This window comes from Kribbella jiaozuonensis, assembly GCF_005233875.1.
GTDB lineage: Bacteria > Actinomycetota > Actinomycetes > Propionibacteriales > Kribbellaceae > Kribbella > Kribbella jiaozuonensis.
Genome location: NZ_SZPZ01000002.1, coordinates 1,357,857 through 1,371,847 on the forward strand (window position 1 = coordinate 1,357,857; position 13,991 = coordinate 1,371,847).

Below are 13,991 nucleotides of genomic sequence, written 5' to 3' on the forward strand. Positions count from 1 at the left end.
CCTCCCGCCCCCTCCAGCGGTGAGACCACGGCGAACTTCCGGAACGCCGCAGTTGCCGAACCGATCCAGATTAAGACGATCCAGCCCCGCTGACCATCACACAGGCGTACGGATGAGATCGCTCTCGTGCTGTTTCTGGACAAGTTGCCGGGCGACCGAGCCGGGTCCCTCGAGTTGGAGCGTGTGCGGCGTGTCGGGGAGGCGGAAGCCCAGGGTGGTGACGGTGTCGAGGCAGCGGGCCGCGCCGAGGATCGCCCAGCCGGAGCGGGTCTCGGGGGAGAGGTCGAGATCCTCGGCGAGGAGGAGGTCGTCGTCGATCCACGCCCGGGTCGCCGTACGGAGCGTGCCGCCGACCTCGCCGTACCGTCCGAGGACGAGGGACTCGCGCAGTTGGGCGGTGCAGCCGCGCGCCAGGTGTGCCGTGGTGGTCCGGGTGACGTCGGCGCCGGCGGAGACGACGAACGGTTCGGCGTACCAGTGGAGGCTGGCGCCGTCGGTCAGGCGGATGTCAACGTCCCAGCGGGCGGCGCCGCCGCGCATCGCGTACGCGACGGTGCCGGCGGTCTCGACGATCTCGACCCGCACGGGTCCTTCGGCAACGACCTCGATGCGTACTTCGTCACCGGCGAGCAGGAGCGCACCCGCGGCGACAAGCGCGACGCGCACGACGCCGGGCGAGCTGGGCAGCCGGCGGGGCGACAGGTGGTCGGTCGTCAGTAGGCAGCGGTCGCGGACCGGGTCGGCGGTGACGTCAATGCGTGTGGACATGCGTGATCACGGTGCCGTCCTCACCGACATGGGAGTGCGGCGCCATCGGGCCGGGGTCGATGGGCGTGTGGTCGCCGGTGCGGACGACGTTCGTCATACTCCGGACCCACTCTTTGAGGCGACCGATCGAGGCGGGATCTTTCCGGGAGAGCGCCAGTACCGGCTTGCCGTCGCGGGCCGCCTCGGCGTCCTTCACCATCCGGTCGACGTCCACCTCGACGTACGGCGCGAGGTCGGTCTTGTTGACGACGAGCAGATCAGCCCGGGCGATCCCCGGACCGCCCTTGCGCGCGACGTCCCCGCCGCCGGCGACGTCGAGGACGAAGATCTGCGCGTCGACGAGGGCGGGGGAGAAGGTCGCGGTCAGGTTGTCGCCGCCGGATTCGACGAGTACGACGTCCAGCGGGGCGAAGTCGCGCTCGAGGTCCTCGACGGCGATCAGGTTCGGGGTGACGTCGTCGCGGATCGCGGTGTGCGGGCAGGCGCCGGTCTCGACGGCGCGGATCCTGGCTGGATCGAGTACGCCGGCCGAGCGCAGCAGGCGGGCGTCCTCGTCGGTGTAGATGTCATTGGTGATCACGCCGAGGCGGAGTTCGCCGGCGAGTTCGCGGCAGATGGTCGCGATCAGCGAGCTCTTACCGGTGCCGACCGGGCCGGCGACACCCAGCCGGAAGGAGCGGGTCTCAGGCGTGTCAGGCATGGAACAACCTCATTCTCTCGGTCGCGTGATTCTGCGCGTGGATGTCGATGAGCGGTGCGGCGTTGGCGGGGATCTTGTCGACGTCGGTGAGCGGCGCTACGTCGGCGACGACCTCCTCGATGTCGTCGTGCAGGGCGGCCAGCCAGGTGGCGGCGTCGGCCGGGTCGACGGGGAGCAGCTTCAGCGAGGCGGAGACGACCGTCTGAACGTCGTCATATACAACAACCCGCGCCAACTGCTCCGCAGTCAGCCCGGTAACCGCCGCGACCACACCCAGCACGATCGGTCGGGGGATCTCACCGTCGCGCGGCAGATGCTGAAGCACCTCAGGCCAAACCCGCCCGGCCAGCCGCAGATACGCGCGCCCCTGCCGCCGCGAGACAGCCCGCAACACCTGACTACTGCTGCGAGCCGCCCAACTCCGCTCAACCAGCCGCAGCCCCGGGCCCAGCCGCCCCGCCTCGGCGGGCGGCGAGCCCACCCTGGACGACTCCGCTCGACTCGGCGCGCCTGTGGGCGACGGGGCGGCGAGGACGGCGTGCCGGGTGACGACTGCGACGGCGGCTTCGACTCGGGTGACGGTGTGTAGGCGATCTCGGGCGTAGGTGGTTACCTCGTGGAGTTGCTTGCCATCGGCACCTAAGCCGGCGCGGACGGCCGGCTCGAGGCCGGCGGACTGGGTGTGGCCGCCGGTCGGCAGGCGCCCGTCGGCGAGCATCAGCGCGACCAACTCCGCCGTACCCATCAGAACATCGCGTACAACTGGGCCAGCGGAAGCACCTCCGCCGGCGACGGCTCGACCAGCTCCCCGTCGACCTGGATCGCGAACGTCTCCGGGTCGATGTCGATGCTCGGCAGCGCATTGTTGTTCTTCATGTCGGCCTTACCGATCTCACGCGTCGGCCGTACGCCGAGAAGCCGCCGCCGCAACCGCAGCCGGTCGGCTAGCCCGTCCTCCAGCGCCGCGGGGGAGACGAACGTGAACGAGAGATCCGCCCCGATCGCATCCCCGAACGCCGGCCGCATCAGCACCGGCTGCGGCGTCGGGATCGACGCGTTCGGGTCGCCGAGCGCGGCCCACGCGATCGCGCCGCCCTTGATCACCAGGCTCGGGCGGACACCGAAGTACCGCGGATCCCACAGCGTCAGGTCCGCGAGCTTGCCGGGCTCCACCGAGCCGACCTCGTGATCGATGCCGTGGGCAACCGCTGGGTTGATCGTGTACTTCGCGACGTAGCGGCGTACCCGCTCGTTGTCGGCCGGCAGGCCGCCGGTGAGCGGGCCGCGGCGGTTCTTCATCACGTGCGCGACCTGCCAGGTCCGGGTGATGACCTCGCCGATCCGGCCCATCGCCTGCGCGTCGGACGAGGTGATCGAGAGCGCGCCGAGATCGTGCAGGATGTCCTCGGCGGCGATCGTGGTGGCACGGATCCGCGACTCCGCGAACGCGAGATCCTCCGGCACCTCGGGGCTGAGGTGGTGGCAGACCATCAACATGTCGAGGTGCTCGGCGACGGTGTTCACGGTGTGCGGCAGGGTCGGGTTCGTCGAGCCGGGGATCACGTGTGGGTACGCCGCGATCGAGAGGATGTCCGGGGCATGGCCACCGCCCGCACCTTCGACGTGGAACGCGTGGATCGACCGGCCGGCGATCGCGCCGAGCGTCGACTCGACGTACCCGGCCTCGTTGAGGCTATCCGCGTGCAGCGCGACCTGGAGGCCCCACTCGTCCGCGGCACGCAACGCGGCGTCGATCGCGGCGGGTGTCGAGCCCCAGTCCTCGTGCACCTTGTAGCCGGCCGCACCCGCGAGCGCCTGCTCGGCGAGTGCTTCGGCGCTGACGGTGTTTCCCTTGCCGAGCAGGAGAATGTTGAGCGGTACGGCGTCGAGGGCCCGGTGCATCTGCTCCAGGTGCCATGCGCCGGGGGTGACCGTGGTCGCCTTGGAGCCCTCGCTCGGCCCGGTCCCGCCGCCGACGATCGTGGTGATCCCGGTCGCCAGGGCCTCGTGCAGTTGCGACGGAGAGAGCAGGTGGACGTGTGAGTCGATCGCGCCGGCGGTGAGGATGCGGCCCTCGCCCGCGATGACGTCGGTCGACGGTCCGATGCGGAGGTCGGGGTGTACGCCGTCCGCGATGTCCGGATTCCCGGCCCGACCGAGCGCGACGATCCGCCCGTCCCGGATCCCGACGTCGGCCCGCACGATGCCCCACCAGTCCACCACCAGCACGTTGCTGATGACGGTGTCCGGGGCACCTTCCGCGCGCGTCGCCGTCCCTTGCGCCATCGACTCCCGAATCGACTTCCCGCCGCCGAACACAACCTCCTCACCCCCCACGGTGAGGTCCTCCTCCACCTCCACCCACAAGTCCGTATCAGCCAACCGCACCTGATCCCCGACGGTTGGCCCGTAGAGCGCGGCATAAGCCGCCCGCGAAATCTCAACCACGATCCACCTCGGAGGACGGGCCGGCGTCGGCCGGCGGCCTTGGCTTCAGCTGGATCCCGGGGACCCGCCGATTTCCTCTCAACGCGACCAGGTCCACCTCGCGGGAGGCTCCCGGCTCGAACCTCTGCGAGGTCCCCGACGGGATGTCCAACCGGAAACCCTCCGCCGCCTCACGGTCGAACGCCAGCGCCGAGTTCGCATCCGGCAGATGCAGATGCGACCCGATCTGGATCGGCCGGTCCCCGGTGTTCACGACCACCAGCCGCAACCGCTCGTCGTCCGACCGATCGGCGTTGAGGCGGATCGTGCCCGGTGCGACGCGAACTGCACCAGGGGCGACCGGGCGGGCAGCGTCCGCCCCCTGTCCTTCCGTGCTAAGTCTATCGGCGTCAGCCATGGAGTCTGCCTTCAGATGATCGGGTTGTGGATAGTCACGAGCTTGCGCCCGTCCGGGAAGGTCGCCTCGACCTGCACGTCGTGCAGCAACTCGGCGACGCCAGGCATGACCTGTTCCCGGGTGAGCACGGTCCGCCCGCTCTCCATCAGCTCGGCGACTCGAGCTCCCTCGCGCGCCCGTTCGATCACCCAGGTGCTGAGGAGCGCGACGGCTTCCGGGTGATTGAGCAGCACCCCCCGCGCCAGCCGGTCGCGGGCGACCATGCCGGCGACGGAGAGCAGCAGCTTCTCAACGTCTGCGGGAGTGAAGTTCACGACGGCAACGGTAGAACGTGGTCGCTGACCTTGTCTGTGCTCAGGCAGAGTGAGCAGACGGCCGCGTCGTGGGTCGCGCACGCGGTCATGTCGGGCCGTTCGTAATCCTGCCGACAGACATGGCAGGTGAGTACGGCGCCCGACGGGTTGCCGTGCTCGTCGTACATCGGAAGATCCAGCCCGTCATCCGGCCTGCGCAAGTAGTACTTGCCCCGGGTGATGATGGCGAGGATCGGCGGCAGCACCAGCGCGAGGCCGATCGCGACCAGCGGTGAGTACGGCTTGATCGCGCCGCCGAGACCGCCGAAGAAGACCAGGATCGAGACGCCCGCGGCCGCGGCCATCGAGACGAAGCCGACCGGGTTGACGGCGTACAACATGCCGCGGCGGAATTCCGGTGCCTTGGGCGACAACTTCAGCAGGTACTTGTTGAAGACGATGTCGGAGGCAACGACCACGATCCACGCCATCCCGCAGTTCGCGTAGAAGCCGAGGATGGTGTTGAGGAAGTCGAACATGTTCGCCTCCATCAGCACCAGCGCGATCACCAGGTTGAACCCGAGGAACACCAGGCGGCCGGGGTAGTGCCGGGTCAGCCGCGTGTACGAGTTCGTCCAGGCGAGCGAGCCGGAGTACGCGTTGGTCACGTTGATCTTCACCTGGCTGATGACGACGAGTACGACGGCCAGCGTCATCGCCAGCCACCCGGGCAGGAACCCGCGGTAGATCTCCAGGAACTGGTGCACCGGCTGGTTCGCGATCGAGGTGCCGCTGTCGACCTGAGCGATGATGTACACCGCCAGGAACAGACCGATCACCTGCTTGAGCGCACCGAAGATCACCCAGCCCGGTCCGGCCAGCAGCACCGCGGTCCACCAGCGGCGGGAGTTCTCCGGCGTCTTCGGCGGCATGAACCGCAGGTAGTCGATCTGCTCGGCGATCTGCGCGATCAACGACAGGCAGACGCCGGCGGCGAGCAGCATCGAGCCGAAGTCGGCGTCGGGACCGTAGTCGAAGAACGTCGACACCGACGACGGGTGCGAGATGAGCAGGTAGCAGAACGGCAGCACCATCAGGATCAGCCACAACGGTGTCGTCCACACCTGCAGCGTCGACAACACCTTCATCCCGTAGATCACCAGCGGGAAGATCACCAGCGTGGACACGGCGTACCCGGCCCAGAGCGGCACGTGCAGCCCGAGTTGCAGGCCCTGCGCCATGATCGAGCCTTCGAGCGCGAAGAAGATGAACGTGAACGATGCGAAGATCACGTTGGTCACGACCGAGCCGTAGTACCCGAAGCCGCTGCCGCGGGTGATCAGGTCGAGGTCGATGTTGTACCGCGCGGCGTAGTACGCCAGCGGCAGCCCGGTCGCGAAGATGACCACCGCGAAGATCGCGATACCCCACAGTGCATTGGTCGTCCCGTACGAGATGCCGATGTTCGCGCCGATCGCGAAGTCGGCGAGGTACGCGATGCCGCCGAGGGCCGAGACGGCGACCACGCCGGTGGACCACTTGCGGTAGCTGCGCGGCGCGAACCGGAGGGTGTAGTCCTCCAGCGTCTCGCGCGTCGCGGTGTTCTGACTCGGGGGAGCGGTACTGCGGTGATCGAGCGAGGGTTCAACAGTCATGGCGGAACTCCTGCGGCACCTTCGGGCGAGCGGTGCTCCGGCGTACCGGCGACGCTGCCGGCGGGGATGCACCCGAATGGAAGGAACCTAGGAACGCCGTGTTACCTGCGTGTTGCCGAACCGCTACGTTCGTGTATTTCCATCTGGAAGTAATCCGCGAGGTCGGCCTCGAGCGTGTGCTGGGCGGTGCCGAGGCGGTCGGCGACGGTGGCGCCGACGGGGGAGAGGGCGGTGACGATCCGCCGCTTGTCGTCCGCGTGGACGCGGCGCAGCACGAGTCCGCGCTCGACCAGCTTGTCCACGTGCCGGGTCAGGCTGGCGGCCGGCAGTACGGCGGACTCCGCGAGCAGCGACATCGGCTGACCGGGCTCGTCGTGCAGCGCGGCCATGATCCGCCACTGCTCGATCGTCAGCCCGAACTCGTCGAGCAACGGCTGCAGACCGAGCTCGATCTCCCGCTCGACCCGCTTCAGCAGCAGGAGCAGGCTCGACGCCATCCGCACCCCTCCTCCGATCCGGCGCTGTTCAGGTGCTGGGAAATATAGCTGTTCGCTCGAAGTTGCGCCTCCGATTCGTCCACACTGGGTGGCGACCAGGAGGTGATCGTGCGGGGTTCCGACGTACTGCCGATCGCTTTCGTGGTGCCGCTGCAGGGGCCGACCGGGATCTACGGGCCGTCCTGTCTCGCCTGCGGTCAGCTGGCCGTCGAGCAGCTCAACGCGCGCAACGGCATCGCCGGACGACCGGTCGAGCTTGTGCAGGTCGACGCGGGGCGTCCACCCGAGGTGGTCGCCGAGGAGGTCGGGCGGCTGGTCGACGCCGGACGGGTCGAGGCGGTGGCGGGGTGGCACATCTCCGCGGTACGCGTGGCGCTGACGCGGCGGATCGGCGGACGGGTCGTGTACGCGTTCGCCGCGATGCACGAGGGCGGCGACGACACGCCCGGGGTGTTCATGCTCGGTGAGCGTCCGGTGAACCAGCTGCTTCCGGCCGCGCGCTGGCTCCGTGAACATCACGGGGCTCGCCGTTGGGTTGTCGTCGGCAACGACTACGTGTATCCGCGGGTGACGGGATCCGTTGCGGAGGAGGCGCTGGACATCGTCGAGTCGGCTTATGTTGCCCTCGGCACCTCCGACTTCAGCGAGGTGATCAACGGGCTCAAGGCAACCAAAGCCGACGGGGTGATCATGCTGCTGATGGGCCAGGACGCGGTGCACTTCAACCGTCAGTTCGCCCGCGCCGGACTCAGCGAAGACCTCCTCCGCCTCAGCACGGCGATCGAGGAGAACACCCTGCTCGGCGCCGGGCCCGCCGCGAACCACGGCGTCTACGCGGCCGCGGCGTACTTCGACGGCCTGTCGACCGTGGAGAGCAACGAGTTCGCCCAGCAGTACTACGCCCGCTTCGGCCCCTTCGCCCCGGCCCTGAACGCGGTCGGCGAGTCGTGCTACGAGGCGATCCGCTTCCTGGCACGCCTGGGCGAGATCACCGGATCCATCGCCACCACGGCTGCCCTCCCGACCGGCCACTTCTACGACAGCCCCCGTGGTCTGCTCCGCCTCGACGGCAACCTCGTCGACCAGGACGTCTACCTCGCGGCGGCCGACGGCCTCGAATTCCGCATCGAAGAACAGATCGCCCGCACGAACTGACTGTATTTCTGACGGCTGGAGGGACCTCTCTACATCGTGACGAGATCAGCGGTGGTGGTGGGCGGCGGGATTGTCGGCCTCGCGGTGGCGCGTGCCCTGCAGAAGCAGGACCCGGGTACGCCGGTCGTCGTGCTCGAGAAGGAACCGTCCGTCGCCGCGCATCAGACCGGCAACAACTCGGGTGTCGTGCACTCCGGCCTGTACTACCGGCCCGGCTCGCTCAAGGCGCGGTTCGCCGTGTCCGGCGGGGCCGCGCTGAAGGAGTACTGCGAGGAGAAAGGCATCCCGCTCGACGTACCAGGCAAGCTGGTCGTGGCCACGACCGAGGCCGAGCTGCCGCAGCTCGATCGGCTGTTCGGCATCGGCCAGGAGAACGGCGTACCGGTCCGGCGGCTGACCCTCGAAGAGGTCGCCGAGCGTGAACCGCACCTGCGCGTGAAGGGTGCCCTGGCCGTGGACTCCACCGGCCGCGTGGACTTCAAGCTGGTCGCCGCAGCCCTGGCCGAGGACATCAAGGCCGCCGGCGGCGAGATCCGTACCGGGATCTCCGTGACCTCGGTCGAGAACGCAGGCTCTGTGGTCCGGGTGCACACGACCGATGAGGTGATCGAGGCAGATCGCGTCGCGGTCTGCGCCGGACTGCACAGCGACCGTCTTGCCCGCGCCTCCGGGCTCGAGCCCGGCGTTCGGATCCTCCCGTTCCGCGGCGAGTTCAGCGAGATCGTTCCCGAGCGCGACTTCCTGGTGAAGGGCCTGGTCTACCCGGTGCCCGACCCCGACCTGCCGTTCCTCGGCGTACACCTGACCCGCGGCATCGACGGCGGCGTCCACGTCGGCCCGAACGCCGTACCCGCGCTGTCCCGCGAGGGCTACAAGTGGTCGAAGATCGCCCCGAAGGACGTGTGGGAGGCCGCGACGTACCGAGGAACGTGGCGCCTGGCCCGCCGGTACGCGCGGACCGGTGCGAAGGAGATCGTCCGCTCGCTCACCGGCCGCGCCCTGGTCCGCGAGGCCCGCCGCATGCTCCCGGAGCTCGAGGTCAAGGACGTACGCCGCTCCGGCGCCGGCGTCCGCGCCCAGGCCGTCACCCGCGACGGCAAACTGGTCGACGACTTCCTGTTCCTCCGCGACGGGCGCGCCCTCCACATCCTCAACGCGCCGTCACCCGCAGCGACCGCCTGCCTAGTCATCGGCAACCGGATCGCCGAGGAGCTCTCCGCCGACCGAGCCTGAACGTCACAGCGGGGCAACGACGGGGCAATGTCCGTCGGTCACGCTGTGAACATGGATTCGTTGCGTACGACGCTCACCGGCGGCACAGCCTGTGACGTATGTGGGCGGCTGCCTCATCCCCGGCGGCTGCGCTTGACCCTGGCGAAGCTCGTGGCCGTGGCACCCGTCGAGCTGGCTCTGCACGCGGCGGTGCTGGCCGCTCATCCGCCGTACCTCGTGTCGGTTGCGGTGCTGGCGACTGTGACGACCGCGCTGGTGATCTGGGTGATCGAGCCCTCCGCGATGCGGCTGCTCCGGTCGTGGTTGCATGCGCCGAAGGTCCGGCCCCGGCAGGGGATCGGCACGTTGTGGCGGATCCGGGTCACGCTCGACGATCGCGCGGGCTCGCTGGAGAACATCACCCGCCGCCTCGCAGACCTGGACGCCAACATCCTCGGCCTGCATGTCCACCCGATCGACGACGGCGTACGCGACGAACTGGTCGTCTCGACACCCGACGACATCACCGCACCCGACCTGGAGGCGGCGATCAAGGCAGGCGACGGTCGCCACACCCACGTCTGGCCGACGACCGCACTGGCCCTGGTCGACGGCCAGACGAAGGCGTTGAGCCTGTCCGCGCGGGTGGTCGCGGATCCGGCGGAGCTCCCGCACGCGATCGCCGAGCTGCTCGGCGCACAGCTCGTGACCGACCGCGCAACGTTGGCGGGAGAGCTCCGAGGCGACGTCCTGAAGGTGCCGTCGCCGTGGACCGGCCTGTTCGCATTCACCAGGCCGGGCGAACCCTTCACACCGGCCGAGTCAGCCCGGGCGCATCGGCTGGCCGAACTGGCGGAAGCAGCACAGACCCTCGGGGCGCCCTGCTGAGTCTCAGCGCACAACCAAGGTTGCCGTCAGCTGGTGGGTCAGTGTCCCGCTGGTGGCGGTGATCTTGAGGGTGGAGGTCCCGCGGGCTGTCCCGGAGGTGGTCCGGATCTTCAGCACCGCGTTGCCAGAGGTGGTCACCGGGTTACCCGTCCACGTCGGTGTGGCGTTCGATGGCTGTCCGGACACCTTGAGCGTCACAGATCCCGTGAATCCGCCCGTGGGCGAGACGTTCACCGTGTACGTCGCAGTCTGCCCACGAGTCACCGTGCTCGAGGCCGGGCTGACTGCGATTCCGAAGTCCGGCCGGTTGACGACCAGCGTCAGGGTGACCTGATGGCTGAGTGACCCGCTGGAACCCGAGACCGTGAAGGTATAGGTGCCGGCGGGAGCTGATCCTGACGTCACCACATTGACCTGCGCGCTGCCGCTGCCGTGCAGGACGGCAGGAGTGACGGCGACCGTGCCGACGGCGGACGAAAGACCGCCGGCGGCCAGCGACACATCGCCGGCGAAGCCGTTCGCCGGGCTGACCGCGATCGTGTACGCCGTCGACGCGCCTGCCGCAACAGTGCGGGTGAGCGGCGTCGAGGAGAGACCGAAGTCCGGCGGCGGCACGACAGTCAGCGTCGCGGTCGCGCTATGGCTGATCGCGCCGCTCGAACCTGTCACAACCAGCGCGGTCGAACCCGCGGTCCCGGGAGCGACCACGGTCAGCGTCGACGTCCCCGCAGCTGCCACCACCTGCGGATCGAAGCTCCCCGGCAGGCCACTGACCGACAGCGCGACGTCGCCGCTGAAGCCGCCACTCGCACTGACCGTCACGTTGTACGTCGCCGTTCCGCCGGGAAGCACATTGACCGTGGCAGGCGACACGACCACCCCGAAGTCCGGCGTACTACGGAGCCAGTTGTACGACGCCAGCACGTCGAGGCGACCGTAGCCGTAGTCGTTGTCGGCTCCGGCCGGCCCGAGATCCGCCGCACCGGCCTGCAGCGCGGACTGCTGCCTATCGGCGGACACACCCGGCGACGCCTGCAGCAGCAACGCGAGCGCACCGGCGACGTGCGGAGCGGCCAGCGACGTGCCCGAGACGTCGAGGTAGCCGCCGTACAGGTCAGTAGTCCGGATGTCCGTGCCTGGGGCAACCAGTTGCGGGTACGCCGACTGGGTGCAGGCCGACGGGCCGCGGCTGGAGTACGGATCGATCAGGCCGGTGTCGTCAACCGAACCGACCGCCAATGCCTCCGGGTTGTTCGCCGGACTGGCCGAGCTACCGGCCACCGGACCGTAGTTGCCAGCAGCAAAGACCGGCAGGATCCCTGCCGCGCGGAGGTTGCGTAGGTCGGGCTGGAACTCCAGGCTGCAAGTTCCGGCGCTCATCGTCCAGGAGTTGTTCACCACGTTCGGCGCGTCCGCTGTCGCCGGGTTCCCGTCCGGGTCGAGCAGCCACTGGTACCCGAGATGGATCGCGGTCGACGACGCCTGTCCGCGATCGTTGAACATCTTGACGGCGATCCACCGCGCGTCCGGCGCGATGCCGATCGACGAGCCGCCGCCGTCACCGCCGACCATCACCCCCATCGTCTGCGTTCCGTGACCGGTCAGATCGACCGGTGCCGACGGGTGCTGACCGTTCGGGTCGTACCAACTGTTGGTCCCACCACGCCACCGGGAAGCCAACTCGGGGTGGCTGATATCCACGCCGGTGTCCATCGATGCGACGACCATGCCCTGGCCGCGATACCCGAGATCCCACATCGCCGGTGCGTTCACCTGGGCCACGTTCGGCTCGACGGCGCTTGCAACCTCTGCAGTCGGAGCCTGGATCGTCGTACTCGGCCGCACCTCGCGCACCTCGGGCCGCCGCGCCAGTTCCGCGGCGACACTCGAGCGGACCCGGGCACCGATCGCGTTGGTGATCCACAGCGGCACCACAGACGTCACGAGGCCCTGCTTCCGCCGTACGGCGAGCAGATCCCGGGCACCGCGCTGTGTGGCATCGGCGTGGTCCCGCAACGCCCTCTCGAGCCGGCCGGGTGCGGCGGCCGCAGGCGTCACCTGCGACTTCAGCACGACGATGACGTCGACGAAGGGATCGGCCGGTGGCGCGGCGACTGCCGATCCGGGCACCACGAGCGCAAGAACCACGCTGAACGCAAAGGACCTCATCGTCGACCTCCCGGACCGCGAATCAACCACCACGCACCCACCCCGACACCCAGCTCCAACAGCAACAGCGCCGCCCCATCGACGTACGGCGCGAGCCTCAGCCCCGGCGCGAGTGAGACAGCAGGCGATGAGACATTCCAATCAAGCGGTACGGCGTACTCGCGCCCGCCGCGATGCAGTACGGCGACCATCCGCACCGCGCCCGCCGACGCGGCCCGGTACGTCGCGAAGTACCGGGTGTCGGTCAGACGCTGCAGCGGGACGGCCTGATCGCCGATCCGCAGGTCCACGCCGCCGAGTGGCGCCGGCGCCGGTCGCCGGCTGCTGTCGGCGATCACTGTCAACCAGTTCACCCCGGGCTGGTTGGGTGTCGCCGACACAGTGACCACCAGGTCCGCCACGAACCCGCTGCGTGCCAGGGCGGGAGGGACGTCGGCCCTGGCACCCGCCGGAGGAGACTGTCCGACAAGCGCAGCAACCGCGACCAGCAACAGTGCACCGACCGTGGCTTCGGCCGCGATGGTGTGACGAGGTACGGACCGCCGGCGCAGCCGCCATGCGTTGAGCAGGCCCAGGAGGCCGATCACGCCAAGCAAGGCAGTCTTGAGCAGCAGCAGGCGTCCATAAGTGGAGGCAATGAGCCAGCGCGGGGTGGCGACCTGGAGACCCGCGCTGTAGAGTCCGGACACGAGGACAAGTAGCACGCTGCCGGCAGCCACGACCGAGAACGGCCGTCGCAGACTACGTGCCAGTTCGGTCCGCGGGCCGTGCCAGAACACCAACAACAGCGCCGGCACCGCACCGAGCCACAGCAGACCGGCGAACGCATGGACCGCATCGGCCAGGAGCGCGGCGAAGTGTCCCGATGACAGCGCGGCAGCATGACTTCCGGTTGCCTCCAGCCACATCAATCCGCCGATCGGCACCAGCAGTACGACAGACGCCACGCGCTCGGTCAGCACAAGCCCCACCAGCGCGCACAAGACCACCAGACACACCAGTCGAAGGCCGGTGCGATGTATGCCGATGGCAACGACCGCGGAGCACGCCGCGGCGATCAGCAATCGCTGCCGTGCAGCCAAGGCGATCGGGTCGGACGGCACGCGTAGAACGAAGACGACGAGCGCGAGGGGACCGACAATGCCCGCCAGTGCGAGCAACCAGACCCACCGCACCAGCACGCCACCCGAAGTACTCGGTCGATGGACAGACAAGGCCCCGGAGTGCCCGACCGAGAAGGTGACCGTCCCGCTCGTCGTGTGGCTGTCCCGAGCGGCGACTGCTTCCCACAACAATCCGTACGTCCCGTCAGCCAGCCGCGGAAGCTGTACTGCGATCACCCGCGGATCGCCCGACCCGGCCACCACGCCGGCCCCCAGAACCATGACACCGTGCTCGTCGACCAGTCGCGCCGTACTGCGCGAGGCGGTGATGTCACCGCTGAACCACAGCCGGGCGAGGCCGGGGGACTCCGCGAGGACTGCGCCGTCGGCCGGGTCCGCCCGGACCAGCTCGGTGTGGGCAACCGCGACCGACGGCAGCGCGCACAGCAGGAGCACGCCGGCCAGCAGGAGCAGACAGCGGTGCCGCACGGGCTCCCCCTCCCGTCGACGCCGGGACACCGCGCCGACAGCTCGACGATAGGAACCGCCGCGGCGTACTGCTCGCTTCATGACACGACCGTCATCAGATGACCCGACCGTCATCTGTCACACCACGGCGGATGACCGCCGGATGACGTGGGGATGACAGAGCCGTCATGCACCGCGCCGGGACACGTGAGTCGCCGGATGATCACTCACAGATGTC

13 protein-coding genes are annotated in these 13,991 nt (G+C 69.1%); 3 read left to right on the forward strand and 10 right to left on the reverse strand.

From position 1 onward, the window contains the following. Positions 1 to 96 precede the first annotated feature (96 nt). The 8 genes from FDA38_RS18080 to FDA38_RS18115 form a co-directional block, all read right to left on the reverse strand. Positions 97 to 768, reverse strand: a complete 672-nt coding sequence (locus tag FDA38_RS18080; RefSeq protein ID WP_137255174.1) for an urease accessory protein UreD — start codon at positions 766 to 768, stop codon at positions 97 to 99. Continuing rightward, positions 752 to 1,468 carry an urease accessory protein UreG gene (gene ureG / locus FDA38_RS18085; RefSeq protein WP_137255175.1) on the reverse strand — a complete coding sequence of 239 codons (717 nt, stop codon included), beginning with the start codon at positions 1,466 to 1,468 and terminating at the stop codon, positions 752 to 754. Before ureG ends, FDA38_RS18080 begins: the two co-directional genes overlap by 17 nt. Then, positions 1,461 to 2,213, reverse strand: coding sequence for an urease accessory protein UreF (locus FDA38_RS18090; RefSeq protein ID WP_137255176.1), 753 nt, complete (start codon positions 2,211 to 2,213; stop codon positions 1,461 to 1,463). The genes ureG and FDA38_RS18090 overlap by 8 nt, the downstream gene beginning before the upstream one ends. Further along, positions 2,213 to 3,916, reverse strand: coding sequence for an urease subunit alpha (locus FDA38_RS18095; protein ID WP_137255177.1), 1,704 nt, complete (start codon positions 3,914 to 3,916; stop codon positions 2,213 to 2,215). Before FDA38_RS18095 ends, FDA38_RS18090 begins: the two co-directional genes overlap by 1 nt. Next, positions 3,909 to 4,313, reverse strand: a complete 405-nt coding sequence (gene ureB / locus FDA38_RS18100) for an urease subunit beta (protein ID WP_137255178.1) — start codon at positions 4,311 to 4,313, stop codon at positions 3,909 to 3,911. Before ureB ends, FDA38_RS18095 begins: the two co-directional genes overlap by 8 nt. A gap of 11 nt (positions 4,314 to 4,324) precedes the next feature. Then, positions 4,325 to 4,627: an urease subunit gamma gene (locus FDA38_RS18105; protein WP_137255179.1), complete on the reverse strand. Its 303-nt coding sequence runs from the start codon at positions 4,625 to 4,627 to the stop codon at positions 4,325 to 4,327. Next, on the reverse strand, positions 4,624 to 6,261 hold the full coding sequence (locus FDA38_RS18110) for a purine-cytosine permease family protein (RefSeq protein WP_137255180.1): 1,638 nt from the start codon (positions 6,259 to 6,261) through the stop codon (positions 4,624 to 4,626). Before FDA38_RS18110 ends, FDA38_RS18105 begins: the two co-directional genes overlap by 4 nt. A 101-nt stretch (positions 6,262 to 6,362) precedes the next feature. After that, entirely contained in the window at positions 6,363 to 6,758 is a 396-nt protein-coding gene (locus FDA38_RS18115) for a MarR family winged helix-turn-helix transcriptional regulator (RefSeq protein WP_137255181.1), read from the reverse strand. Between the two features lie 108 nt (positions 6,759 to 6,866). Here FDA38_RS18115 and FDA38_RS18120 point away from each other — a divergent pair, with 108 nt between their 5' ends. Genes FDA38_RS18120 through FDA38_RS18130 form a run of 3 tightly spaced genes read left to right on the forward strand, consistent with a single transcriptional unit; the run spans position 6,867 to position 10,013 of the window. Next, a complete protein-coding gene (locus FDA38_RS18120) occupies positions 6,867 to 7,913 on the forward strand; it encodes a substrate-binding domain-containing protein (protein WP_137255182.1) in 1,047 nt (348 codons plus the stop codon). Between the two features lie 36 nt (positions 7,914 to 7,949). After that, complete coding sequence (gene lhgO, locus FDA38_RS18125; protein WP_233714776.1) at positions 7,950 to 9,146, forward strand: L-2-hydroxyglutarate oxidase; 1,197 nt, start codon at positions 7,950 to 7,952, stop codon at positions 9,144 to 9,146. A 51-nt stretch (positions 9,147 to 9,197) separates the two neighbouring features. Then, complete coding sequence (locus tag FDA38_RS18130; RefSeq protein ID WP_137255184.1) at positions 9,198 to 10,013, forward strand: ACT domain-containing protein; 816 nt, start codon at positions 9,198 to 9,200, stop codon at positions 10,011 to 10,013. Positions 10,014 to 10,016: 3 nt separating this feature from the next. Here FDA38_RS18130 and FDA38_RS18135 read toward each other — a convergent pair whose 3' ends face one another. Together FDA38_RS18135 and FDA38_RS18140 are read right to left on the reverse strand one after the other, a co-directional pair. Beyond that, positions 10,017 to 12,182: a S8 family serine peptidase gene (locus tag FDA38_RS18135; protein ID WP_137255185.1), complete on the reverse strand. Its 2,166-nt coding sequence runs from the start codon at positions 12,180 to 12,182 to the stop codon at positions 10,017 to 10,019. Next, entirely contained in the window at positions 12,179 to 13,855 is a 1,677-nt protein-coding gene (locus FDA38_RS18140) for a copper resistance CopC/CopD family protein (RefSeq protein WP_170989773.1), read from the reverse strand. Before FDA38_RS18140 ends, FDA38_RS18135 begins: the two co-directional genes overlap by 4 nt. Between the last annotated feature and the right edge of the window lie 136 nt (positions 13,856 to 13,991).

Bases quoted from the DNA above. Each gene is read 5' to 3' on its own strand.
- ureB (WP_137255178.1), bottom strand. From the start codon at position 4,313: ATGGCTGACGCCGATAGACTTAGCACGGAAGGACAGGGGGCGGACGCT.
- FDA38_RS18090 (WP_137255176.1), bottom strand. From the start codon at position 2,213: ATGGGTACGGCGGAGTTGGTCGCGCTGATGCTCGCCGACGGGCGCCTG.
- ureG (WP_137255175.1), bottom strand. From the start codon at position 1,468: ATGCCTGACACGCCTGAGACCCGCTCCTTCCGGCTGGGTGTCGCCGGC.
- FDA38_RS18080 (WP_137255174.1), bottom strand. From the start codon at position 768: ATGTCCACACGCATTGACGTCACCGCCGACCCGGTCCGCGACCGCTGC.
- FDA38_RS18115 (WP_137255181.1), bottom strand. From the start codon at position 6,758: ATGGCGTCGAGCCTGCTCCTGCTGCTGAAGCGGGTCGAGCGGGAGATC.
- FDA38_RS18140 (WP_170989773.1), bottom strand. From the start codon at position 13,855: ATGAAGCGAGCAGTACGCCGCGGCGGTTCCTATCGTCGAGCTGTCGGC.
- FDA38_RS18130 (WP_137255184.1), top strand. From the start codon at position 9,198: ATGGATTCGTTGCGTACGACGCTCACCGGCGGCACAGCCTGTGACGTA.
- FDA38_RS18135 (WP_137255185.1), bottom strand. From the start codon at position 12,182: ATGAGGTCCTTTGCGTTCAGCGTGGTTCTTGCGCTCGTGGTGCCCGGA.
- FDA38_RS18110 (WP_137255180.1), bottom strand. From the start codon at position 6,261: ATGACTGTTGAACCCTCGCTCGATCACCGCAGTACCGCTCCCCCGAGT.